The following is a 23,546-nucleotide window of genomic DNA, read 5'->3' as shown; positions in this document are numbered from 1 at the left end:
GGGCCATGAACCCCGGAACCGTCGTCACGATCCTCTGCGGGCTCGCCATCCTGGTGGGCGTCGCGGGCATCATCATCCCGGTGCTGCCCGGCAGCATCCTGATCGCCCTGAGCCTGCTGGCCTGGGCGCTCTGGGGAGGGGCCGGGGCCACCGGCTGGGTGGTTTTCGGGATCGGGCTGGCGCTCGTGGCGGCCGGGATGGCAGCGTCCGCTGTCCTCACCGGCCGGAAACTCAAAGAGCACAGCGTGCCGGGCCGTTCGGTCGTCACCGGCCTCGTGTTCGGCGTGGTGGGGATGTTCGTGATCCCGGTGGTGGGGCTCTTCGTCGGGTTCGCAGCCGGCCTGCTGCTGAGCGAACTCCTCCGCACCCGGGTCTGGCGTACCGCGGTGGTTTCGAGCTGGGCCGCGCTCAAAGCCACCGGGCTGGGCATGATCACGGAATTCGGGCTGGCCTGCCTGGCGGCCAGTACCTGGGTGATCGGCGTCTGGGTCGCGGCGTCCGCCTGACCTGTCCGGGCCGCTGCGCATCAGCGGGCCCGGGTGTCAGCCGGCCGCCGCCGCGATCCTGCCAACCAGGGGAAGCAGCTGCTCGGCCAGCAGGACCAGGCCCAGGCCCACCATGATGATCCCGCTGGCGAGCGTCACCCGCCGGGCCGCCCCCGGGCGGGAATGCAGGAGCTTCCGGGACATCAGCGCCACGCAGGTGTAGATCACGGCCACCAGCACCACAAACGTCAGTCCCAGCAGGCCGGACTGCAGCGGGACCGGAAGCGCCGCATCACGGCTGACGAACTGCGGGACCAGGGCCACGAAAAAGAGCAGCCCCTTAGGGTTGATCCCGCTGGTGCCCATGCCCTGGAGGAAGACCCGGAACTGGTTGTCCCGGACAGGATCGCCCGGCCGGACACCGAAGCTTGCCCCGCGCCAGGAACGCACCGTGCTGACACCAAGCCACAGCAGGTAGGCCGCGCCGGCCACGGTGAGCCAGCCCATCAGCCCTGGCAGCCCGGTGATCACGGCCGCCAGCCCCGCAACCAGCAGCGCGGTGTGCACAACGTACCCGCCACACAGCCCGGCGACTGCCGGGACAAAGCTGCGTTCCCGGAGTCCGGCGCTGATGGAGTAGGCCCAGTCCACCCCGGGGGTGCAGGCCAGGGCAACGGCCACACCAATAAAGGCAAGAAACAACTGGGGGTTCACGGCTTACTCCTGTCCAACGGGTGACAGGAGTAAGCCTAGGAATTCGTGGCCCAAAAGTGCTCCCTCTTTTTGCCCTCCTTTCCGCGTCGACGATACGATATTTGCGTGATAGACCATATTGACCGAAGTATTTTGCGCTACCTTCGTGAAGACGGCCGGATGACCGCGACAGCGCTCGCGGCCAAGGTGGGACTGACCGTGGCGCCCTGCCACCGCCGGCTCCGTGAACTGGAGGCCTCCGGCGTCATCCGCGGCTACCGGGCCGATATTGATCCAGCCTCCGTGGGGCTGGGTTTCGAGGCGATAGTCTTCGTGACGCTGCGGCAGGTGGACCGTGCCACCATGGAAATCTTCGAGAACCGCGTCGCCGAAAACCCCAACATCGTCGAGGCCCAGCGGCTGTTCGGGGAACCGGACTACCTGCTGAAGGTTATTGCCGAGGACCTGCCCGCCTACCAGCGCTTCTACGACGCCGAACTGACCTCGCTGCCCGGCGTCGAGCGACTGACCTCAACCCTGGTGATGAAGAACCTCAAGGCGAACGCCGGCCCGCCCGTCTGAGCCGCCGGCTCAGCCGCCCAGCAGCCCCGTGGTCCGGTACGGGATGACCTCGCGCAGGAACATGCTGGTGGAGGTCCGCACAATCCCGGGACACAGCCGGATCTCCTCGGACACCCGGTAGAGATCGTCCGGGCTGGTGGCCACCACCCGGATCAGGAGGTCCGTGTCGCCGGCGGGCGCATGGCATTCGAGCACCTCGGGGATGTTCCGCAGCGCGGCGATCGCCTCATCCAGGTGGCTCTGGTCCAGTTCGGCGCTGACGGCCGCGGCCACCCCGCGCCCCAGCGCGGACGGCAGCACCCGGCTGCTGTTGGCACGCAGGGCGCCCGACGCTGTCATGCGCTCGAGGCGGGACTGGACGGTGCCGCGGGCCAGGCCAAGTTTCTGCGCCAGCACCATGATGGGAACCCGGGGGTCGGCATCAAGGGCCAGGAGAATCCGGCGATCCGTCGGGTCGAGCTGCTGCAATCTGACCACTTCCTGCTAGTCTCCCGGACTGCCATTGGTCAGTCTGACCAATCAGCTGCCTGTCCGTTGCACCAACTGTATGACTGCTGCTCAAATAGTGGCAACACGGGACCCTGGCCACCGCCGGGGACCCGCAAGGCTACAGATCCCCCGGTACACCTCCCGGACTCTGGATGAGGCGCCCCGCAAGGAGCCCGCCGCTGAATGACTCTTGTTCACGCATCGTCTTTCCGCACCCCTTTACGGCAAGAGCCCCTGAGCCCCCGACGTCGGATGTCCGAAGTCATCGGTGGCTGAGGGGCTCTTGCGTTGGCCCGCATAGGCTTATCCCATGACCCCTGCCGGACGTTTCGCCCCCAGCCCCTCCGGTGAGCTCCACGTCGGCAACCTTCGTACCGCCATGCTCGCGTGGCTCTTCGCCCGGTCCACGGGCCGCAGCTTCCTGATGCGCGTCGAGGACCTGGACCGCGCACGCGCCGGTGCCGAGGCCGGGCAGCTCCGGGACCTCGCGGCGATCGGCGTGACCTGGGACGGCGGCATTGTCCGGCAGACGGCGCGCGAGGCGCACTACACCGCGGCGATCGGGCGGCTCACCGCGGCCGGGCTGACCTACGAATGCTTCTGTACGCGCCGTGAAATCCAGGAAGCCCCCTCCGCCCCGCATGCCCCGCAGGGCGCGTACCCCGGCACCTGCCGCGGCCTCGATGCGGCCGGGCGCGCCCGCAAACGGGCGGTCCGGCCCGCGGCAGTCCGGCTCCGCGCGGGCGTGGCCGAAGCCACGGTCCAGGACGTGCTGCACGGAACCTACACCGGCGTGGTGGACGACTTCGTGCTGCGCAGGAACGACGGGGTGGCTGCCTACAACCTGGCCGTGGTGGTGGACGACGCAGCCCAGGGAATCGACCAGGTGGTCCGTGGCGATGACCTCCTGCCCTCCACACCCCGGCAGGCCTACCTCGCCTCCCTCCTGAATATTCCCGTTCCGGAATATGCCCATGTCCCCCTGGTGGTCAACGCCGACGGCGCCCGGCTCGCCAAACGCGACGGTGCGGTGACCCTGGCCGACCTCGCCGCCGCCGGTACCGCCGTCGGGCAGGTCCGCGACATCCTACTGGGGTCCCTGGGCCTGCCCCCGGGCACCCTGGAGGAGGCCCTGCGGGTCTTCGATCCGGCCACGCTGCCCCGGGAGCCCTGGGTGTGGCCCGGCGCCGGGGGCTCCGCCGCGTAGGCTGGAACCATGTCAGAACCAGAGTCAAACGAAGCGTCCGTGCCGCAAGCAGGCTTCACCGTCGACACGGCGCGGGTCCTTGCCGAAGTGGCCCACAACCGCCAGAAGGACAAGCTCAAGCGCCCCTACCGCGAGCACGTGCTGGCCGTCGGAGATGCGCTGGCCGACTTCGATGACAATGTCCGGATCGCCGGATACCTGCACGACATCGCGGAAGACACGCCCATGACGCGGCAGGCACTGCTGGAAATGGGCGTCCCGGAACGGGCCGTGGACATCATCGAGCGGGTCACCACGCGTCTGCACGAGAACCCGGATGACTACCAGTCAGGCATCCGCTACATCGCCGAGGACCACGACGCCACCCTGGTCAAAATCGCCGACAATGCCCACAACTCCCTGCCGGAACGGGTTAAGGCGCTGGCCGAGAAATGGCCGGACAAGCCCCCGGTCACCCGTTACGCCGACGCCCGGCCGGTCCTCTACGCCGCGGTGCCGGTGGAAGAAACCCGCAAGATCCTGGCCCGGATCAACCCCTGGCTGCTGGACGAGCTCGACGACATGCTCGACGAGGCCGACGAGACCGACTACGAAAACCTCTCGTACGGCGACGGGTCCGAAGACTAGACCCGGCCCAGCAGGTCAATGTCCTCCAGGAACTCCTGCTGCACCTCGGCGCTGACGGTGGTCCGGGTGTCCGCGATGGCATCCAGGTAATCCTGAGTGGCGGGCCCCTTCCGGACGGCGTCGCGGACAGCTGCCGGGCCGCGGGAGGCCGCACCACCGTCGTCGTACACTGCCTTCTCAAGCGCACGCTGGGAGGCGCTGCGGGCGGCGTATTCGATGTCCGCGGGGGAGAAACCCTCGGTGCGGTCCACGAGCAGCTCAACGTCTACGTCGTCCACCACGGTGGCCGGGATGAACCGCTGCCACATGGCCTCGCGGGCCAGCCGGTCCGGCAGGCCGATCGGGATGACGTAGTCGAACCGGCCGTGGCGCAGGAACGCGGAGTCCAGCGCGCGGATGAAGTTGGTGGCGCAGACCAGGAGCCGGCCGGGCTGTTCGCGGAACGCCGGGATGATCTTCAGGAGTTCGTTGGTGACACCCTGCAGCGGCGACGGCGGATCCCCGGCGCGCTGCGAGGCGATCTCTTCCACCTCGTCAATGAAGACGACGGCGTGCTCGAGCTCGGCGATCTCCAGGAACGTCTCACGCAGGGCGCCGGCCAGGCCCAGCGGATCCGCGGCCAGCCGGGAGGGAAACACTTCCACAAAGGGCCACTCCAGGCGGGACGCTATGGCCTTGGCGAACGTCGTTTTCCCGGTCCCGGGCGGGCCGAACAGCACCACAGCCCGCGGGGGGACCACCCCGTACTCGTCGGCGAGGTCCGCCTCGGCGAGGGGCAACACCAGTCGGCGTTCCAGGAGTTCCTTCTCGTTGCGCATCCCGGCGACGTTTTCCCACAGGTCACGGGCCAGGATCCGGCCGCCCAGCTGGCTCAGCGGTTCGAGTTCCTGGCGCTGGACCGGGATCTTGCGTTCGAAATAGCGGAGGTTCTGCTTCAGGACAAAGCCCCGGCTCAGGAACGCCTCCACCCGGGTCTCGGATTCCGGCATCAGCGCGGAGAGCTTGTTCAGCCCGTGCGGGGCCATCCGGTTTTCGACGGCGGCCAGCAGCGACGTGCCGATGCCGCGGCCGCGGAATTCGGGGAGGGTGGCCAGGAAGACGATCCAGCCCTGGTCGTGCGCGGCACGGCCGACGGCGGCGCCCACCACCTGCTCGCCCTGGACTGCCACGACGGCGTGGTCCTTTTCGCAGGAGGCCAGGACCTCGGACAGGGCGTACACCGGCTCGACATTGGTGGCCTTGAGGGACTCCCACAGGTGCAGGATCCCGTCCAGGTCGGCGGAATGAAAATCCCTGATTCGCCAGGTGGTCATGAGGAGTCTCCCGGGTGGTTCGTCGCTGAGCCAGGTGGAACGGTTCCTCCGAGCTTAGGCGAACGGTGCCCGGCGGCGGCGAACCGGTTACCCGCGTTACGCCGCCGCCGGGTTTGCCCGCGGGCTACTCGGTGCCGGAAGTGCCGGAGCTGCCGGCGTTTCCGGAGCGCCCGGAGGGACGGTTGGCCACCAGCGGGTACGGGCCGGTGAAACCGTCACGGACCGCCGCGATTTCCAGGATTCGGTGTCGGCAGAGGCGCCAGCCGAGCATCAGGAGCGGGACGATGATAACAAGCGACGCGATGGTCCAGGTGCCGACGGGGGAGTCGAAGGCCATCAGGACTAGGACCGCCAGCAGGAAGGCCAGGGTGATCCATCCGGTGACCGGGGCGCCGGGCATCCGGAAGGACGGGCGGAGGAGTTCGCCGCGTGCCGCGAGCCGGGCGAGCTGCATCTGGCACAGCACGATCATGGCCCAGGTGCTGATGATGCCCAGCGACGCGACGTTCAGGACGATCTCGAAGGCCTCGGCGGGGACCACGGCGTTCAGGATGACACCCAGGACGGCCACGCCGGCGGTGAGGGCGATGCCGCCGTAGGGCACACCCGCCTTGTTCATCCGGGCGGCGAATTTCGGTGCGGACCCCGAGACGGACATGGACCGCATGATCCGGCCGGTGGAGTACAGGCCGGCGTTGAGCGAGGAGAGGGCCGCGGTGAGAACCACCAGGTTCATGATGGCGTCCACCCCGTCCACACCGATGGAGCCGAAGAACGTCACGAACGGGCTTTCGCCTGCCTTGTAGGAGCTGTAAGGCAGCAGCAGCGAGAGCAGCACGAGTGAGCCGACGTAAAACACGGCGATACGCACGATCACGGTATTGATGGCCCGCGGCATGATCTTCTCCGGGTTTTCCGTCTCGCCCGCCGCGGTGCCGATCAGCTCGATCGAGGCGTAGGCGAACACCACACCCTGCATCACCACGATGGCCGGCAGCAGGCCGTTGGGGAACATGCCGCCGTTATCCGCGATGAGGCTGAAGCCCACCTCGTGGCCCTCCACCGGGGTGCCGAAGATGACGAAGTAGATCCCGACCACCAGGAAGGACACCAGCGCCACGACCTTGATCAGCGCGAACCAGAATTCGAGCTCGCCGAACACCTTGACGCTGATCAGGTTCAGGCCCAGCACCAGGATGAGGGCGGCCAGCGCCCAGGTCCACTGCGGGACGTCCGCAACGGGCGCCCAGTACTTCTTGAAGAAGTTCATGTACAGCGCGACGGCGGTGATATCCACGATCGCCGTCATGGCCCAGTTCAGCCAGTAGAGCCAGCCGGTGACAAACGCGGCTTTCTCGCCGAAGAATTCCCGGGCGTAGGAAACGAAAGAGCCCGACGACGGCCGGTGCATTACGAGTTCACCGAGGGCCCGCAGGATCATAAACGCGAAGAATCCGCAGAGGGCGTAGCTGATGATCAGGGCCGGGCCCGCGGCGGCGAGCCGGCCACCTGCGCCCATAAACAGGCCGGTGCCGATGGCGCCGCCGATTGCGATCATCTGGACCTGCCGGGGTTTCAGGCCCTTGTGATAGCCCTGGTCTTCGGCATGGAGGGCGGCCTCGGACGCGTGAGCGTGGGCCGGAATCGTGTGGTCGGAGACGGCTTGCTGCCGGGTTGGCTGGTCCTGCACCGGCCGTTTTTGGGCGCGGGCAGTTTCTGGATGGGTCATGGGGGAATCCTTTGGGGGGTCGGAGTTGCTACTTGCTCAGGTTGGCCAGGCGCTGCGGGCTGAGCAGTTCGGTGAGCTGCTCGGCGGTGAGCAGCCCGTGTTCGAGGACGAGTTCCGCGACTCCCTTGCCGGTGGCGAGGGCTTCCTGCGCGATGGCCGTGGCCGTCGCGTAGCCCAGCTGCGGGTTCAGGGCGGTGACGAGGCCGATCGACTGTTCCACGGTAAGGCGGAGCCGTTCGGTGTTGGCGGTGATACCCCGGACGCAGCGGGCCGTGAGGGTGCGGCAGGCGGCTTCCAGGTGCGAGATGCTCTTGTGGAGGCTGTGGACGATGATCGGTTCGAAGGCGTTGAGCTGGAGCTGGCCGGCTTCTGCGGCCATGGTGATGGTGACATCGTTGCCGATGACCTCGTAGGCCACCTGGCTCACCACTTCCGGGATGACCGGGTTGATCTTGCCGGGCATGATCGAGGAGCCGGACTGCACGGCCGGGAGGTTGATTTCGCCGAATCCGGCGCGCGGGCCGGAGGAGAGCAGCCGGAGGTCGTTGCAGATCTTGGAGAGTTTCACGGCCACCCGCTTCAGCACGCCGGAGAGGTGCACAAAGGCGCCCACGTCCTGGGTGGCCTCGATCAGGTCCGGCGCGGTGACCAGGGGCAGGCCGGTGATCTCGGCCAGGTGCCGGCAGGCGGCCTCCGCATAGCCGGCCGGTGCGTTCAGGCCGGTGCCGATCGCCGTGGCGCCGAGGTTGATCTCGTGGATCAGCAGGTCGGCTTCGGCCAGCCGGAGCCGGTCCTCGCCGATCGTGATGGCGTAGGTGCCGAACTCCTGGCCGAGTGTCATGGGGACGGCGTCCTGGAGCTGGGTGCGGCCCATCTTGACCACCGTGCGGAATTCCAGGGCCTTGGCGGCGAAAGCGTCTTCCAGTTCGGTGAGGGCAGCCAGCAGTTCCCGGGCGGCAAAGATGGTGCCGAGCTTGACCGCGGTGGGGTAGACGTCGTTCGTGGACTGGCTGAGGTTGACGTGGTCGTTCGGGTGCAGCCGGGCGTAGTCGCCCTTCGGGTGGCCGAGGATTTCCAGGGCCCGGTTGGCGATCACCTCGTTGGCATTCATGTTCGACGACGTTCCGGCCCCGCCCTGGATGACGTCCACTACGAACTGCTCGCTGAGYTTGCCGTCCATAACGTCGGCGCAGGCGTCCTCGATGGCCCGGGCGCGTTCGGCGTCGAGGAGTCCGAGTTCGTGGTTGGTGCGGGCGGCGGCGAGCTTCACCGCGGCCAGCCCGCGGACCAGGTGCATGTTGGACGAGAGCGGCTGGCCGGTGATGGGGAAGTTCTCCACGGCACGGAGGGTGTGGACGCCCCAGTACGCGCCGGCCGGAACATCACGGTCGCCCAGGAGGTCGTGCTCGGAGCGGAATTTTGCGATTTCGTCGATCGAAGTCATAACGGTCGGTCCTTACAGGTCTTCGGAGGTGGTGGGAGTCGTGAGGGTTTCGGAAGCGAGGAAATCCGTGGCCTGCAGCGTGCCGACGGGTCGGCCGCCGCCCAGTACGTCCGTCGCCGCGAGACCCGCCAGGGGGGAGGTGTCGACGTCGAGCGCTGCCAGGAGACGGACGGTGACGGGCATCCGGGCCCGGTCCCCGCCGTCGGAGATCTTGACGGCGACGGCGCGACCGTCCGGAAGGCCCACCAGCTGGACACCTTCGAAGCCGTCCTTCGCCAGGAGGCCCGGAACCAGGCGCATCAGCGCTGTGACATCCCGGTGCTCGCCCGCAACCATCCCGGGGTGCCGGCGCATGGCGTTGGCGACGGCGGATTCCGCGGCGTCCTCGCTCGCGGCCAGCGTGCCGAAGGCGCGGGCCATGCCCGGCAGGGTAAGCGCGAAGAGCGGGGTCCCGCAGCCGTCGGTGCTGGTGGCCAGGGGGTCCTCACCAGTCAGCTCCACCACTGTCCGGGCCACGAGCTGCTGCAGCGGGTGCTCCGGGTCCAGGTAGCCCCGGACCGGCCAGCCGTTGATGACGCACGTGGCGGCCATCGCGGCGTGCTTCCCGGAGCAGTTCTGGGTCAGCTGCGTGGCCTTCCCGCCGCTGGCCAGCCATTCCTCACGCTCGCTGACGCCGTACGGAAGATCGGTGCTGTTCTCCAGGTCTGCGGCACTCAGTCCGTGCAGGTCCAGGATGCGCTGTGCGCCGTCGCGGTGGATGACGGCACCGGAGTGGCTCGCGGCGGCCAGGGCGAGGAGTTCTTCCGGGAGGTCGAGCCCGGCCCGGACCATGGCCACGGCCTGCAGGGGCTTGAGCGCGGAGCGGGGGTAGAAGGCGGCCAGCGGGTCGCCGGCGGCCAGGAGGGTCCGGCCGTCCGTCCCGGTGGCGACGGCGGAGCCGTAGTGGACGCTCTCAACCACGCCGTCGCGGGTCTGGGCCGCAAGCGGGGCGTGCTCCGGTAGCCGCGCCGGGGCGGGCGGCGTCGGAATGCGGGCGAGGGCTGGAGAAATCATGGGGTCCTTTGGCTGGGGTGTGGTTCGTGGCCTGCGGGGCTGCCGGCAGGCCGGCCGGGCGGTGGCGCCGGCGGGGTCAGGAGTCGGTGCGGGGGTCCAGGATTGAGGCGAGGGCAACGCCGACGGCGTGCAGGTGCTGGCTCATGGCGATGCGGGCCGTGGCCGCGTCGCCTGCCTCGATGGCGGCCAGGATGCGTCCATGCTCCTCATCGGAGGCGTGCTGGCGGTCCGCGACCATGTTCAGGGTTTCGGACTGATGGGCCAGGGCCTCGCGGATCTCAGCGACGACATTCTCGAAGACCTTGTTGCGGCTGGCCTTGGCGATCAGGGCGTGGAAGTTCGAGTCCAGGCCGACCCAGACCTCGGGGTCGTCCTCTGCGTCCATGGCGGCCAGGATGTCCCGGAGGGTGTCGAGCTCTTCAGGTGAACGGCGTTCGGCGGCGAGGCCGGCGGCAGGAACCTCAATGTGGGGGCGGGCCTCGGTGAGGTCGAGCGCCGAGTACTGCCCCAGGACCAGGTCCTTGGCCACGTGGTCAGCGACGACGAACGTTCCCCGCCCTGTCCTGGTGATGGTCAGCCCCAGTGCGGTGCAGGACCGCAGGGCCTCCCGGACCACCGAGCGGCTCACCCCGTACTGCTGGGCAAGCGTTGCCTCGGAGCTCAACTTGGCGCCAATGCCCAGCTTGCCGGATTCAATTTCGGAGCGGAGGACGTTGAAGACCGCTTCGGCCGCGCTGAGGCGGGCGAGTGGCTGTCCTGCTGTCCGGCTGTCTGACAGGTTCACGTTTTAAATATGGCAGAGGTCACATCGGGGTGTCAACCGCGTGACGCGCGCCGCCGGGGTCGGTCCGAGTCCAGGGACTGCAGTCGGCCGCCCGTCCGGGAGTTGGTATACCGTCTCGAATGTGGCATTATCTGCGTATGAATGCAGATATGCAGATTGAGGTCGACAGTCCCCATGTGGAGTTGGCCGTTGAGGTTTTCGCCATGCTGGCCGACGCCACGCGGGTGCGGCTCATTCTCGCCCTGGGGGAGGGGGAGTTGCCGGTCAACGCCTTGGCAGAACGCGTGGGCAAGCCGGCCTCGACCGTCTCGCAGCACCTTGCCAAGATGCGGCTCGGCGGGATGGTCGCCACCAGGCAGGAGGGCACCAAGGTCTTTTACCGGCTGCAGAACCACCACGCCCGCCAGCTGGTGATGGATGCCGTGCACCAGGCGGAGCACGCGCTCGGCACGGCCCCGAGGCACGGAGCATGAGCGGGAAGGACCACAACGTTGGCGGGCACAGCCACGATCACGTTGGCGGGCACGGCCACGATCACGGGCATGACCACGACCACCCGCATGGCGACCACGGCCACGGGCACGGTCACGATCATGACCATACGCACGGCGCCCACGGAGACCATGACCACGCCCACGGCCACAGCCACGCGCCGGGACTGAAGGGCTGGCTACACGAACTCTTTGTCCCGCACTCGCATGACTCAGCGGACTCCATTGACGCGGCCCTCGAATCCAGTGCCCAAGGCATCCGGGCCGTCAAGATCTCGCTGCTCGGCCTGGGCACCACGTCGCTCTTCCAGCTCGCAATCGTCCTGGTCAGCGGCTCGGTGGCTCTCCTGGCCGATACGGTGCACAACTTCTCCGACGCGCTGACGGCGGTCCCGCTCTGGATCGCGTTCCTCCTGGGCCGGCGGAAGCCCACCCGCACCTACCCGTACGGTTTCGGCCGCGCCGAGGACCTGGCCGGACTTTTCATCGTCGCCATGATTGCCCTCTCGGCGGTGGTCGCCGCCGTCGAGTCCATCCGCCGCTTCTTCGAGCCGCAGCCCGTGCAGAACCTCGGGTGGGTGCTCGCCGCCGGACTGGTCGGCTTCGCGGGCAACGAGCTGGTGGCCATCTATCGCATCCGGGTGGGACGGCAGATCGGCTCGGCGGCGCTGATTGCCGACGGCATCCACGCCCGGACGGACGGCTTCACCTCGCTGGCGGTGGTCGCCGGCGTCGTGGGCATCTGGCTGGGCTTCCCGCTGGCGGATCCGATCGTCGGGCTGCTGATTTCCGTGGCGATCATGGGGCTGCTGTGGGGGACCGTCCGCGATGTCGGGCGCCGGCTTATGGACGGAGTCGACCCCAAGCTCAGTGACGCCCTTGCCGCCGTCGTCCGGGAGCGCTCGCCGCAGGGAGGAACCTCGCGGCTGCGCTGGTCCGGCCATCGGCTGCACGCGGAGATCACCGTTCCGCTCGGTCCCGAAGCCACCATGGCAGACGTCGCCGCCGCGGCCGCCAGCCTGGAAGAGGGTGCCCGGGCCGCGTTGCCGCACCTCGGCTCGGTGATGGTGGTCCCGGCGGTGGGGTCCGCAGCGGCCCAACCCGGCGAGCCCTCCGGCCGGTCAGATGCCGAGCGAGGTGAGGCTCTGGCGTAGCGTCTCGGCGGAATGGTGGAGGGATGCCAGTTCGCCCTCGTCCATCGGCGTCTCCAGCACGGCACGGACCCCGCCGTTCCCGACGATACTGGGCAAGGACAGGGCCACGCCGTTAATCCCGTAGGGCCCGTTCAGCACGGTGGAGACCGGCAGCACCGCGTTTTCGGAGCGCAGCAGCGCCTCGACAATCCGGGCGCCGGAGAGCCCAATCGCGTAGTTCGTGGCGCCCTTGCCGGCAATCACCTTGTAAGCTGCGCCGGTAACCTCCCGGGCCGCTTCGGCCAGGTAGCCCGGCGTAAAAATGCGTTCGCCGTCGACCGTCCAGTCCCGGATCGGCACCGGGCCGATGGTCGCCCCGGACCAGACGGGGAACTCGGTATCGCCATGTTCCCCGACCATGCTGGCGTGGACGCTGCTGACGGACACCCCCGCACGGTGCGCCAGCAGCCAACGGAGCCGTGAAGTGTCCAGCACAGTGCCGGAGGAGAAGATCCGCGACGGCGGCAGTCCCGTGATCTTTTGGGCGGCGACCGTCAGCACGTCGCACGGGTTGGTGACCAGGACATAGACCGCGTCCGGGGCGTGCTCCAGCAGCTGCGGCATGAGCTGTTCGAGGATGCGGACGTTGGTGCCGGCCAGGTCCAGCCGGGTCTGGCCCGGCGCCTGCTTTGCCCCTGCCGTGATGACGACGACGTCGGCTCCGTCAGTCACGCTGATGTCCGCACCGCCGTTGACGGTGGCCGCAGCCGCGGTGAATTGGGTACCGTGCGCCAGGTCGAGGACTTCGGCTTCGGCTTTGGCGGCGTTGACGTCAAACAAGGCAACGTGGCTGGCGGAACCGCGGATGAGCGCAGCGTAGGCCAACGACGTGCCGACGCTGCCGGCGCCGATGACAGCCAGCTTGGATGCGGAATGTGCGGACATGAACCCCTCCCTGCTGCTGGCGCCGAAGAACCCCTTAGAGGTGCTGGATCCCGGCCCGCTGCATGGCGTCCTTGTAAACGCCAACATTCTTGGCCAGGAGCTCCTCCTGCTTGGCCGGCGACACAGCGAAGGCGCGGCCGCCGAGGGCGGTGGCTTTGTAGATTTTCACACCGCGGTTCTTCAGTGAGGAGTGGTATGTCTTCTCGAAGAGCGTGAGGAATGCGTGGGCGTCGGCGCCGTGCGCGATGATGGCCGACGTGCGCTTGTTGATCTTCATGAACTGCCGGAAAGGACGCAGGCCATCGGTCTTTTCCTGGACGTTCAGGGCGGACGGGAGCTCAGGGTCCCGGACCCAGGGGTACGCGTTCCAGGGCATCACGTAGCGGGGGTCGAGTTCGACTGCCTCGTAGATGGACGTTGCCCGGCGTGCGGCCTCGTCCTCATTGAAGTGCGAGACAAATCCTGATTCGCAGCCCTTGCCGGGAGCGATATGAAGGCTGACAATCCTGCATTCGTCTTCGTCGTGGACGGGGTCGATGTACGGGACTACAGACCCCGGCTTCTTCTCCATCAGTTCGTCGCAAAGCTGTGTCACGGCCGCAATATTCGGTTCCTGCAACAGGGCCTTTTTTTCGTCCCAGTCAATCGTCACGATTTCTCCCTCAGCACTCGGCGTCCAGAATCAGGCGTCTCGTTCCACTCTACGCTTCTGCGTGCGGCGGCGTTTCCGAGCGTCACGGAAGAGGCGGCGGACCCCTAGTCACGGCTCCCGGACCGGGCGTAGGCTTAAAGCGCCTGCAGGTAGCCAATTGATTAAGCCGGGTCGTTCTGGACGTGAAAATGTCCGAGCCGCCTCATAGCGAGATCGCGAAGGTACCTGCAGGTTTCGCCTTTAACCGGCCCGGAGGCCTGCCGGCATCAGGCTGCGGTGGCCGTCCTGTCCCTGCCTAATCTGAGTAATTTCGCGCGGTGCCGGAGCTCGTGCCGCCGGCCGGACGCGGCCCTGGAAGGGTGGACCGTCCCCGGAAGTGGCGGCGCCGTGGAGAAGTAGCTGTGCCCTGTGGGCGTCGTGAGCTGGAATGTGTGCCTGGGCCCCGGCCGGGGTTGAGCGCTCCAGCCAGGGGCTTCCTTGGTGTGGTTGCACGCTTCGCAGAGACCTAAGCCGTTAGTGACACTGGTGGCACCTCCACCGTGCCAGGGGACTATGTGGTCCAGGTGGCGGATCGGGGCGTCGCAGTACGGTGTCCGGCAGGTCTGGTCGCGGGCTTCGATGAACCGTCGCAGCCGCGCGGGGAAAAACCGGGCGCGGGAGTCCATGCCGACAAGCTCGCCCGTGGCTGGGGCGGTGTACAGGCGCCGGAGCCAGACATCTTTGCCTTGCGCCGCATCCGGATCCGGATCCGGACCGAGCCCCAGCTCCGGACCGAGCAGTGTCCTTGCCCACCCGGCAGGTACGGTGCCGTAGCCAGGGAGTTGGGCGGCTTCGCTCTCTCCCTGGAACAGGGTGCGGTCGGTCATAACGAGTTGGATTTCGATGCCGCTGATACCGCCCGCCGTTCCGGTGATGCGCTCCACCAGGGCGTCGGCCATCAACTGGCCGCGGGAGCGTTCGTCGCCGCTAGAACGGAGGGCGCCGGCATGGCGGGTGAGGGCAGCGTGGACCGCGACGCCCTGGGCCACCGGGAGGAGTGCGGTCAAAAGGCACATGGTGTCCGGTGCCGGGCGGAGACTGACGTGGCGTTCAGTCTCGGCGCGGGCGGCGCGCTGGGTGACTGAGCGGGGGTCGCGGCGGTAGGCGGCAGCCCGGGCCGCGGCGATCAAGGCGCGGTCGCCAACTCCACCGAACTTCCCGGCGGCGGGTGCCAGTTCTTCGTCGACGGCGGCCCGGTCTGCCGCGGACAGGCAGGCCGTCTCGCGGACGATCAGGGTGGCGCGCCATTCGTTGAGTTGCCCGGTTTCCAGTGCGGCGAGGGTGTGCGGCATTTCGGTCACGAGGGCTTTGGCCAGGCCGAGGAGGCGGCTTCCTTTGGCGGGTGATTCGCGCCTGGCGAGGGCGAGCTGCGCTGACACTCCGGCACCGAGCTGGTCCGGGGGCACGCCGGCGCGGGACTGATCGTGCCGCTGGCGCCCGTCGAGTGCGGCGGCAAGCCGGGCTTGCCGGGCAGCAGCTGCGGACTTCAAATCCTCCAGGACGCGGAGCTCGCCGATCAGCGCTGCGCTCTCCGCCGGGGGCCGTGCAGCAACCAGGCCGCGGATTATGTCGGTGACCGCTGCCGTCACTGTTACCGCGCCCACTTCGGGCACCTGTTTGCCGTCCATAGATCCAGTCAATCAGGCACCTGTGACATTAAAGCCCCGGGCAACAAGCCCCGGACAACAAGCGCCGCCGTAGTGCCCGTGTGCTCCGTAAGCTTGAGGGAACGACCCGAGCCAAGGACCCCATGCACATCACCAGACAATCCCTGAAGCAGGACGGCTTCACCGGGTTCCGGCCGATCGCTGACCTGGAGGTCAACCGGATCCCGCAGAAACCCGGTATCTTCGCCGTGCTGCTGCCCGCCGGCACGGTCCCCGGCAGCGCTTCAGGCCCCGAGGCAGGCGCCAACCCGCAGTTCCTGGCCAAAAGCACCGCGGGGGTCTTCAAGAAAAAAGACCCCAGCCTGAAACCGGAGGCGCTGGCCGCCGAGTGGGTTGTGGGCGCGGACGTCCTGTACATCGGAAAAGCCGGCCCCGGCAGCAAGGGCAACCGCGGGCTGCGCAGGCAAATCCAGGAGTTCGTGGATTTCGGCGCCGGCAAGCCCCCGGGCCACTGGGACGGGCGGTTGATCTGGCAGCTCGCGGGGGCGAAGACGCTGATCATCGCCTGGAAGGAACTCCCCGTCGAGGAGCTCACGGCGGCAGAGGCCGCGTATCACGCCGTGTTTGTCGGGGACCATGGCCGCCTGCCGTTCGCCAACCTGGTCCAGGCCCGGGTGAGGCGGACCTAGGCTAGACCCCGCTGCGGTACGTGAACCGTCCGGCCAGCACCGTCGCGGCCACCGGCATGGCGGCAAACCCGGCGTCCGGAACCGCCAACGGATCGGCGTCGAGGACAACGACGTCGGCCGGGTCGCCGACGCTGATCCGGCGCCGTCCGCGCGCTGATGCCGCCAGTGCCTCCTGCCGGGTCAGGGCCTGTTCGGGATGCCAGGGGAGCCGGCCGTCCCCGCGGGCCCGCGTGGTGGCTGCGGACATCGCCGTCCACGGTTCCAGCGGCGCAACAGGGGCGTCCGATCCCAGCGCCAGGCTGGCCCCGGCGTCGAGCAGGGAGCGCAACGGGAAAGCCCGTTCCGTCCGGCCTGCCCAGTTCGAGTCGGCGGCGTCGCGGTCGTCCAGTGCGTGGGCCGGCTGCACGCTCGCGGTGAGGCCCAGCTGGCCGAAACGGGCAAAGTCCTGTTGCCGGACAAACTGGGCATGCTCAATCCGGCCGCTGACGCCGGCCGCCGCGAAGGCGTTCAGCGCCACCTCGTTGGCGCCGTCGCCGATCGCATGCACTGCCGGGACAAATCCGGTCTCGGCCGCCCTGGCAAGCAGCCGGATCAGGTCCTGTTCGGTGACCGTCAGCAGGCCGCGGCCACCGTGGGGATAGGGGTCGACGCAGTACGCCGTGCGCGTGTTGAGGGACCCGTCGATCAGGACCTTCAGCGGGCCGACGCGCAGCAGCCCGCCGGCACCGGGGAGCAACTGGCCGGTCCGCATGCCGTCGCCGACGGCACGCTCCAAGTCGTGGGGGTAGACCGCGGCATCCACCCGGAGGCAGTCGAAGCCCGCCGCCATCCGCCGGAGCCACGGATCCCGGTTCCAGACCATCTCGAAGTCGACAATCCCCACGATGCCCCGTGCCGCTGCTGCCGCTCCGGCCTTTTGGACCAGGGCGTCGACGGCGTCGTCGGGCAGGCGCCCGAGTTCCCGGGTGAGTTCGAATGCGGGATCTTCGCGCAGCAGCCCGTCCGCGCCCACCGCCGCCCCGTACCGCGAAGCGGCCGCGCTGTTCAGCCACACGCAGTGCAGGTCATGGCTAATCAGGGCCGTTGGTACGCCGGCAGTCGCCGCGTCCAGAAGCGCGAGACTGGGCTCATCGGCCCACACGGCATCCCGGAACCCGACGCCCACCAGCGTCGCCCCGTCCGTCGCGGGAGCAGCCGTGCCGCACAGTCGGGAGCGCACGACGGCGGCCGCTTCTGCCGCCGAGGCGGCCCCGGAAAGGTCGATCCTGCCGGTCGCCAGGGCCCACTGGGTCATATGGACATGTTCATCCCACAGTCCGGGAACGACGAAGCGACCGTCGGCGTCGACCACCTCGAAGCTGGCCGCCGAACCCGCCGCGGAACCGCCTGCGGACCCTTCCCAGGATCCGGCAGGCGCGATCCGGGTGACCACTCCGTCCGCAATAAAGATGTCGGAGGGCGCCGCCTCGCCGGGTTGCCGGACCGAGGCCAGGACGAGGGCGGACGCGGCGGCAGGGGTGGCGGTGGTCGGCATAGGAACAGGCTAGGGCCGGGGTGTGGCCGCAGCAATTCGGGCCACTTTGGCCACTGTCTGCACACGGGTTACAGGGCGTCATTTTCCGCGCCCTGCAAGGGACTTTCGTCCCCTTGCCCGTCCTTGGCGGCGAGGTCATTCTGGAGTTGGGGCGGTTCCTGCACGGCCATTGGGGATGAACCACATTGGGGCAGTTGCGGTCTCGCTAGGACCTGGGGTGAGGAAATGGCAAGTGCACTTTCCAGCTTGGGCAGGAAAGGCAGGAGACCAGCCGCTATGTCGATTCACGAAGCAATCGCAGCAGTCGCCAGTTCACGTGCCGCCGCAACGTTGCGGCCGCGGGGGAGCGCTGAGAGCGCATGAGCCCGCTGCGCCACGTCAGCGCCGCCAGCCGCGCCAAGGCCTACCACGCACACCCCTCCCACGGGGACCCGCGGATCAAGGTGGTCATCCGGATCGACCCCTCCGCGGAACTGGCCCGCGTTGAGGTGCGGGGCGTCGTCACCACGGCCAACATCCGCGCCCTCTACGTCGTATGCCGCCGGGTCACGGCCAAACTGTCCGGTTATGAGCTCGTGGTGGACCTTGCCCACGCGCGGGTAACCGCCGCGGCCTTCGACGAACTCCACGACCACGCCCGGCAGTCGATCGTCTCCTCCGGGATCGATGCGTCCGTCACCCCGTGCCGCCTGCGGATCGTCGATCCGCCGGTCATTCTCAGAACCAAGGAGCTTGCATGAAAGCCCTCGTGTACGGCGGCCCCGGCCAAAAATCCTGGACTGACGTCCCTGATCCGGAGATCCAGAACCCCAGCGACGTGATCGTCAAGGTGGATACCACCACCATCTGCGGCACTGACCTGCACATCCTCAAGGGGGACGTGCCCGCTGTCGCCAAGGGAAGGATCCTCGGCCATGAAGGCGTCGGAACCATCACCGAGGTGGGCCAGTCCGTGACCGCCCTCAAAGTGGGCGATCGCGTCATCATTTCGTGCATCAAGTCCTGCGGGCACTGCGCCAACTGTAAGACCGGGCTGTACTCGCACTGCATGGGTGAGGAGGGGCAGTCCGGGATCGGCTGGGTGTTCGGCCACCTGATCGATGGCACCCAGGCGGAGTATGTCCGTGTCCCGTACGCCGAGAACTCACTCCACCTGCTGCCCGAAGGCGTCAGCGACGAGCAGGCCGTGATGCTCTCCGACATCCTGCCTACCGGGTTCGAGATCGGGGTGCAGTACGGGCGGGTCAAGCCGGGAGACACGGTGGCCGTGATCGGGACCGGCCCGGTCGGGCTCGCCGCGATCGCCACGGCCGGCCTCTACGGTGCCGCCACCATCATCGCCGTCGACCTTGACTCCAACCGGTTGGAAAAGTCCCGTGAGTTCGGCGCCACCAACGTGGTGCTGTCCGGCGACGCCGACTGGAAGGACCAGGTCCTCGCGCTCACCGACGGCCAGGGCGTGGATGTGGCCATCGAGGCCGTCGGCATCCCGGCCACCTTCGACATGTGCACCGCGATCGTGCGGCCCGGCGGGAACGTGGCCAACGTGGGGGTCCACGGCAAGCCGGTGGAACTGCACGTGGAGAACCTCTGGATCCAGAACATCAACATCAGCATGGGCCTGGTGAACGCCAACACCACCCCGATGCTGCTCAAGCTCGTGGCGCAGAAGAAGGTACCTGCCGAGAAGTTCGCCACCCACCGGTTCGGCTTCGACCAGTTCATGGACGCCTACGACACTTTCGCCCGTGCCGCCGAGACCAAGGCCCTGAAAGTGGTGATCAGCGCATGAAAGCCCATGTTGTCTACGACTCGGCCTTTGGCAACACCAAATCCGTGGCGGAGGCCGTCGCCGGCTCGCTCGGGGGACTCGGGGCCACCACCGTCTCCGTCAGCGAATTCCACCCGGGCGACCTCGCCGCCGGGGACCTGCTGGTGGTTGGAAGCCCCATCAACGGATGGCGTCCGACGCCGAAGATCACCGCGCTGCTCTCGACGCTCGGAAACGGCCAGCTGGCGGGCGTCAAAGCCGCCGCGTTCGATACACGCATCCGGATGTTCGTCCACGGTGACGCGGCCAAGAAGATGGCGCACACCCTCCGCGACAATGGCGCGGACATCATTTCCGAGCCCATGCCGTTCTTCGTGCAAGGTAGCGAGGGGCCACTGCGTCCCGGTGAACTGGAGAAAGCCTCACGGTGGGGCAAGTCTTTGCTCGAGGCGCTGGAACGGTCATGAAACCGGGCCGGATAGTCATGCTGGTGCTCGGGACGCTTGCCGCGTTGCTGGGCCTGGGGATGCTTGCCGGCGCCGGCTTCACCGGCTGGGCCAACTACCAGCAGCGCGACGGCGGGTACTTCACCACGCCGTCCGAGCGGTACACGGTGGATTCGTACGCCCTCACGTCCCCGCGGCTGGACGTTATGACCGGGCCCGGACCGACCGGCGTCGACCCGGCTGCGATGGCCGGCAGCCTGATGCTCCGCGGTTCGGCCGCGGACTCCGCCCAGCGGATCTTCATCGGTATCGGACCCCAGGCCGACGTCGCGGCGTACCTCAACGGGGTCAAGCACACCGAGCTCACCGAGGTCCGCTTTTCGCCCTTCCGGGCCGAGTACCGTGACGTTGAGGGCACCAAGGCGCCCGCCCGCCCGGCCGACCAGAAGTTCTGGGCCGCGTCCGCTACCGGTGCCGGCAGCCAGGAACTCACGTGGGACCTGCGCTCGGGAAACTGGGCCGTTGTGGTGATGAACGCCGACTCAACCAGCCCCGTCACGGTCGATCTCCGCGGGGGCGCCAGGTCGGACCTCCTGTGGCCGGTCTTCCTGGGCCTCCTGATCGGCGGCATTGTGCTCTTGGCCGTGGGTGTCCCCCTGATTGTGGCGGGCGCGGCGGGGCTGGGCCGCGCCGGGCCGCCGCACGGACCCGGCCAGCAGCCGTACCCTGGGCCGCCACCGGGGCCGCCGTACGCCGTTCCGTACCCGGGCCAGCAGCACTCCGCCGGCGCATATCCGGCCGGTCCGGTGCCCGCCGGCGCGCCGCCCGGCAGTTACGTCTACCCCTCGCGGCTCAGCGGCTACCTGGATCCACAGCTGTCACGCTGGCTGTGGCTGGTCAAGTGGTTCCTGGCCATCCCGCACTACATCGTGCTGTTCTTCCTCTGGTTCGCCCTGGTGGTCACAACGATTGTGGCCGGCTTCGCGATTCTCTTCACCGGCCGGTATCCGCGCTCGCTGTTCAACTTCAATGTCGGGGTGATCCGCTGGAGCTGGCGGGTGGCGTTCTACTCCTATGCGGCGATCGGCACGGACCGATACCCGCCGTTCACGCTGGCACGGACCGACTACCCCGCGGATTTCGACGTCGACTACCCGGAGAAGCTCTCCCATGGCCTGGTGCTGGTCAAGTCCTGGCTGCTCGCCATCCCGCATCTGCTCATCGTGGCCGTCCTCACCGGAACGACCCGCAGCTGGGGCGGCCGCGACGGGTACTGGGCCGACGGGGAGTGGGTCCGGCAAAACGCCGGCATCTCGCTGATCGGTTTGCTGGTGCTGATAGCGGGCGTCATCCTGCTGTTCACCGGCCAGTACTGGCGGGGGTTGTTCGACCTCCTTATGGGCCTGAACCGCTGGATCTACCGGGTCATCACCTATGTGGCGCTGGTGCGTGACGAGTACCCGCCGTTCCACCTGGATATGGGGCCGACGGACCCGGGCGACCGGCACCCCGTTCCGACACCCTGGCCACCGGCCGGGCCACCGGCCGGCCCGCCTCCCGGGCCGCCTTCGGGCCCGGCTGGTGACCATGGGCCATACCAGCCGCCTCCGCCGGGCTTCTACGGGATCGGCGGCCCCTCAGCGACCGTGCCGCCCGAGGTCCAGGAAGGCCGGGGCGGCCCGGGCAGCCCGCCGCCGGAACCCGGCCCGGCAAAATCCTAGGAACCACCGTTATCCTGACCCCGTGCCTCCTCTCGACGTCGTCATCACTGCCTGGCAGATTGACTGGACCGCCCTCGCCATTATGGTGGCCTTCGGCGGGCTGTACGCGCTCGCACTCCGGGCCGCGCCAAGACATGGCAACCGGTGGCCGATCTGGCGGACCGTGGCCTTCTACGCGTTGGGCCTTGGCTCGTTCGCGCTGCTGACCTGCGGATTTCCCGGTGTGTACGGTTCCCAGCTCCGTTGGGCCTTCACACTGAAGATCACCCTGATGCTGTTCGTGGTGCCGCTCCTGATCGGGCTGGGCAAGCCGATTTCGCTGGCCCGCATGGCACTTCGGGACGACGGCGTCCGGCGCCTGGACGCCGTGCTGGCACACCGGGCGGTGCGGTTCCTGAGCAACTCCCTGGCGGCCCCGCTGCTGGGGCTTGCCCTCTTCTCGACGTTCCTGACCCCGGCCTTCTCCACCCTGCGTACGAATCCGGTGGCGGGGGCCCTCCTCACCCTCGGCATTCCCGTGCTCGGCCTGCTGATGGCACTCCCCATCATCGAGGAAGAGGCCTTCAGGCGCTCCAGTGCGTTCATCACCCTGGAGTTCGTCTTCGTGTTCATTGAGCTGCTGATCGACGCGGTGCCCGGCATCCTGCTGCGCCTGAACGGCCAGGTCCTCGATCACGTCACCGCGCGGCAGCCGGGCCCGGGATGGTTTCCGGATGCCCTGCGCGACCAGCAGCTGGCCGGCGACGTCCTCTGGTTCATCTGCGAGGCCGTGGACCTGCCCTTGATCATCCTGATGTTCATGCGGTTTTCCAGGAGCGACAAGCGTGAGGCCCGCGGCTTCGACGACCTCACCGACAGCGAGCTCGACGCACTAAATGCGGAGCACCTGAGGCGCGGCCGCTAGGGCCTATCCACCTGGGGCCCATTCCACGGTGACCTTGATCCGCTGCACCACGTTGTTGCCCATGCCCTGGTAGTTCCAGACCGGTTCGAGCGGCTGGATGGCGCCGCTGGAGTCCGTCGCGCGGGAGGACAGCTCGTGTTGCCCGGGATCAGCCACCCACGGCATCGACCAGGCCGCCCACGCAAACGGGCCCGCCGGGTGTTCCAGCTGCGCGGGGGCCCACTTGCCATCGATCCCGACCTCGACGCTGCGGACAGTTCCGTGGCCGGACCAGGCCCGCCCGGTCAGCATGACCGGGCCCGCTGGCAGGACCCGCTGCCGTGTAAAGAAGTCCGGGATGCCCGGCGGAACCATCAGCGAACGGACTTTTATCCAGGAAACCGGGGTGCCGGCGTCGTCCGCGTCCTGCTGGTAGCGGTACGCCACCGCTTGCTGAAAGCCCTCAAAGGGGCGCGTCAGGACCTTGATCGACGTGAGCCATTTAACGCTCGCCATCCCGTACCAGCCGGGAACCACAAGCCGCAGCGGGAAGCCGTGCTGCGGCGGCAGCGCCGCGCCGTTCATCCGGTAGGCCAGCACGACGTCGGGCCGCAGCGCCTCGCTAATAGGCAGGCTCCGGGCGTACTGCTGGCGCACCCCGCCCTGGATCCCGGCGTCCGCCCCGGTGAAGGCGACCTCGACGGCGTCCTCGTCCACGCCGGCCTGGGTCAGCAGGTAGGCCAGCGGCACCCCGGTCCAGACGGCGGTGCCGACGCCCTCCAGCATCCAGGGCTGGCTGAGCGGCCGGGGCTTCAGCAGGGACCGACCGTTGCCGGCGCATTCCAGGGTGACCGGGACGCTGATGCTCGGGGCGCGGCGGAGGGCCCGAAGATTCAGTTCCAGGGACCGCTGGACCGCCCCGCCAATCCGCAGGTGCCAGCGGTCTTCGGTGATGGCCGGGATGTCGAAGTGGTCCAGCAGGTAGTGCAGCCCGGGCGGAGTGACGTCGTCGCGGAGGGCCTCGAGGGGCATCGAATGGTTCCGGACCGCCAGCTGGAGCTCTTCGGCGGTCAGCGGGCCGTGGCTTGGCTCGCCGGGATGGGCGGACAGCTGCTGGGACTGCCGGCGCCGGGCCATGACGGGGGAGGTGTGCTTGGACATTTGCTTGGGCATGGGACTGCGATTCTGTTCCGGACCAGCCCGGTTTTGGACCGGTGTCACCGTCTTCA

Annotated in this window: 24 protein-coding genes; 12 read left to right on the top strand and 12 right to left on the bottom strand. The window is 68.2% G+C overall.

Features of this window, described 5'->3' with window-relative positions:
* The first annotated feature begins 5 nt into the window (after nt 1-5).
* Nucleotides 6-506: a DUF456 domain-containing protein gene (locus AC1DBE_RS12995; protein ID WP_476970789.1), complete on the top strand. Its 501-nt coding sequence runs from the start codon at nt 6-8 to the stop codon at nt 504-506.
* Nucleotides 507-542: 36 nt separating this feature from the next.
* Here AC1DBE_RS12995 and AC1DBE_RS12990 read toward each other — a convergent pair whose 3' ends face one another.
* Nucleotides 543-1,199, bottom strand: coding sequence for a LysE family translocator (locus AC1DBE_RS12990; protein ID WP_476970788.1), 657 nt, complete (start codon nt 1,197-1,199; stop codon nt 543-545).
* Nucleotides 1,200-1,304: 105 nt separating this feature from the next.
* On the opposite strand from AC1DBE_RS12990, the gene AC1DBE_RS12985 reads away from it, so the two are divergent.
* Nucleotides 1,305-1,760 (top strand): Lrp/AsnC family transcriptional regulator, encoded by a 456-nt coding sequence (locus tag AC1DBE_RS12985; RefSeq protein ID WP_476878479.1) that lies wholly within the window; start codon nt 1,305-1,307, stop codon nt 1,758-1,760.
* Between the two features lie 9 nt (nt 1,761-1,769).
* Here the strand turns inward: AC1DBE_RS12985 and AC1DBE_RS12980 are convergent, their stop codons facing one another.
* Entirely contained in the window at nt 1,770-2,228 is a 459-nt protein-coding gene (locus AC1DBE_RS12980) for an Lrp/AsnC family transcriptional regulator (protein WP_476878495.1), read from the bottom strand.
* 331 nt (nt 2,229-2,559) lie between these two features.
* Here AC1DBE_RS12980 and gluQRS point away from each other — a divergent pair, with 331 nt between their 5' ends.
* The gene (gluQRS, locus tag AC1DBE_RS12975; protein WP_476970787.1) at nt 2,560-3,456 is read left to right on the top strand and encodes a tRNA glutamyl-Q(34) synthetase GluQRS; all 897 of its coding nucleotides are present in this window, start codon (nt 2,560-2,562) and stop codon (nt 3,454-3,456) included.
* A 9-nt stretch (nt 3,457-3,465) separates the two neighbouring features.
* Nucleotides 3,466-4,083: an HD domain-containing protein gene (locus tag AC1DBE_RS12970; RefSeq protein ID WP_476970786.1), complete on the top strand. Its 618-nt coding sequence runs from the start codon at nt 3,466-3,468 to the stop codon at nt 4,081-4,083.
* Here AC1DBE_RS12970 and AC1DBE_RS12965 read toward each other — a convergent pair.
* From AC1DBE_RS12965 to AC1DBE_RS12945, 5 genes are all read right to left on the bottom strand, one after another.
* A complete protein-coding gene (locus AC1DBE_RS12965) occupies nt 4,080-5,396 on the bottom strand; it encodes an ATP-binding protein (RefSeq protein ID WP_476970785.1) in 1,317 nt (438 codons plus the stop codon). The two genes, AC1DBE_RS12970 and AC1DBE_RS12965, sit on opposite strands and share 4 nt — an antisense overlap.
* Before the next feature lie 124 nt (nt 5,397-5,520).
* Nucleotides 5,521-7,125: an amino acid permease gene (locus AC1DBE_RS12960; RefSeq protein ID WP_476970784.1), complete on the bottom strand. Its 1,605-nt coding sequence runs from the start codon at nt 7,123-7,125 to the stop codon at nt 5,521-5,523.
* 28 nt (nt 7,126-7,153) lie between these two features.
* Complete coding sequence (locus AC1DBE_RS12955) at nt 7,154-8,569, bottom strand: aspartate ammonia-lyase (protein ID WP_476970783.1); 1,416 nt, start codon at nt 8,567-8,569, stop codon at nt 7,154-7,156.
* Between the two features lie 12 nt (nt 8,570-8,581).
* Nucleotides 8,582-9,622, bottom strand: coding sequence for an asparaginase (locus AC1DBE_RS12950; protein ID WP_476970782.1), 1,041 nt, complete (start codon nt 9,620-9,622; stop codon nt 8,582-8,584).
* Between the two features lie 76 nt (nt 9,623-9,698).
* Nucleotides 9,699-10,406 carry a FadR/GntR family transcriptional regulator gene (locus AC1DBE_RS12945; protein WP_476970781.1) on the bottom strand — a complete coding sequence of 236 codons (708 nt, stop codon included), beginning with the start codon at nt 10,404-10,406 and terminating at the stop codon, nt 9,699-9,701.
* Nucleotides 10,407-10,555: 149 nt separating this feature from the next.
* On the opposite strand from AC1DBE_RS12945, the gene AC1DBE_RS12940 reads away from it, so the two are divergent.
* Nucleotides 10,556-10,879, top strand: coding sequence for an ArsR/SmtB family transcription factor (locus AC1DBE_RS12940; protein WP_476878487.1), 324 nt, complete (start codon nt 10,556-10,558; stop codon nt 10,877-10,879).
* A complete protein-coding gene (locus tag AC1DBE_RS12935) occupies nt 10,876-12,051 on the top strand; it encodes a cation diffusion facilitator family transporter (protein ID WP_476970780.1) in 1,176 nt (391 codons plus the stop codon). Before AC1DBE_RS12940 ends, AC1DBE_RS12935 begins: the two co-directional genes overlap by 4 nt.
* On the opposite strand, the gene AC1DBE_RS12930 is transcribed toward AC1DBE_RS12935, so the two are convergent.
* The 3 genes from AC1DBE_RS12930 to AC1DBE_RS12920 form a co-directional block, all read right to left on the bottom strand.
* Nucleotides 12,019-12,975, bottom strand: coding sequence for an L-lactate dehydrogenase (locus AC1DBE_RS12930; protein WP_476878489.1), 957 nt, complete (start codon nt 12,973-12,975; stop codon nt 12,019-12,021). The genes AC1DBE_RS12935 and AC1DBE_RS12930 overlap by 33 nt on opposite strands.
* A 34-nt stretch (nt 12,976-13,009) precedes the next feature.
* On the bottom strand, nt 13,010-13,627 hold the full coding sequence (locus AC1DBE_RS12925; protein ID WP_476878490.1) for a uracil-DNA glycosylase family protein: 618 nt from the start codon (nt 13,625-13,627) through the stop codon (nt 13,010-13,012).
* A gap of 266 nt (nt 13,628-13,893) precedes the next feature.
* A complete protein-coding gene (locus tag AC1DBE_RS12920; RefSeq protein WP_476970779.1) occupies nt 13,894-15,294 on the bottom strand; it encodes an HNH endonuclease in 1,401 nt (466 codons plus the stop codon).
* Between the two features lie 122 nt (nt 15,295-15,416).
* On the opposite strand from AC1DBE_RS12920, the gene AC1DBE_RS12915 reads away from it, so the two are divergent.
* Nucleotides 15,417-15,962 (top strand): hypothetical protein, encoded by a 546-nt coding sequence (locus AC1DBE_RS12915; RefSeq protein ID WP_476970778.1) that lies wholly within the window; start codon nt 15,417-15,419, stop codon nt 15,960-15,962.
* Between the two features lies 1 nt (nt 15,963).
* On the opposite strand, the gene AC1DBE_RS12910 is transcribed toward AC1DBE_RS12915, so the two are convergent.
* Nucleotides 15,964-17,496 carry an amidohydrolase gene (locus tag AC1DBE_RS12910; protein ID WP_476970777.1) on the bottom strand — a complete coding sequence of 511 codons (1,533 nt, stop codon included), beginning with the start codon at nt 17,494-17,496 and terminating at the stop codon, nt 15,964-15,966.
* Between the two features lie 359 nt (nt 17,497-17,855).
* Here AC1DBE_RS12910 and AC1DBE_RS12905 point away from each other — a divergent pair, with 359 nt between their 5' ends.
* From AC1DBE_RS12905 to AC1DBE_RS12885, 5 genes are read left to right on the top strand one after another with little or no spacing between them, the layout of a single operon-like run.
* Nucleotides 17,856-18,236 (top strand): hypothetical protein, encoded by a 381-nt coding sequence (locus AC1DBE_RS12905; RefSeq protein ID WP_476880230.1) that lies wholly within the window; start codon nt 17,856-17,858, stop codon nt 18,234-18,236.
* Nucleotides 18,233-19,288, top strand: a complete 1,056-nt coding sequence (locus tag AC1DBE_RS12900; protein ID WP_476970776.1) for a zinc-dependent alcohol dehydrogenase family protein — start codon at nt 18,233-18,235, stop codon at nt 19,286-19,288. The genes AC1DBE_RS12905 and AC1DBE_RS12900 overlap by 4 nt, the downstream gene beginning before the upstream one ends.
* Nucleotides 19,285-19,734, top strand: coding sequence for a flavodoxin family protein (locus tag AC1DBE_RS12895; protein WP_476970775.1), 450 nt, complete (start codon nt 19,285-19,287; stop codon nt 19,732-19,734). Before AC1DBE_RS12900 ends, AC1DBE_RS12895 begins: the two co-directional genes overlap by 4 nt.
* Before the next feature lie 17 nt (nt 19,735-19,751).
* The gene (locus AC1DBE_RS12890) at nt 19,752-21,434 is read left to right on the top strand and encodes a DUF4389 domain-containing protein (RefSeq protein WP_476970825.1); all 1,683 of its coding nucleotides are present in this window, start codon (nt 19,752-19,754) and stop codon (nt 21,432-21,434) included.
* 22 nt (nt 21,435-21,456) lie between these two features.
* The gene (locus AC1DBE_RS12885; RefSeq protein WP_476970774.1) at nt 21,457-22,338 is read left to right on the top strand and encodes a cytochrome c oxidase assembly protein; all 882 of its coding nucleotides are present in this window, start codon (nt 21,457-21,459) and stop codon (nt 22,336-22,338) included.
* A gap of 3 nt (nt 22,339-22,341) precedes the next feature.
* Here the strand turns inward: AC1DBE_RS12885 and AC1DBE_RS12880 are convergent, their stop codons facing one another.
* On the bottom strand, nt 22,342-23,454 hold the full coding sequence (locus tag AC1DBE_RS12880) for a sulfite oxidase (protein WP_476970824.1): 1,113 nt from the start codon (nt 23,452-23,454) through the stop codon (nt 22,342-22,344).
* Between the last annotated feature and the right edge of the window lie 92 nt (nt 23,455-23,546).

Source organism: Arthrobacter sp. 10T416 (genome assembly GCF_056394165.1).
This window is presented reverse-complemented; position numbering and strand designations above follow the sequence as displayed.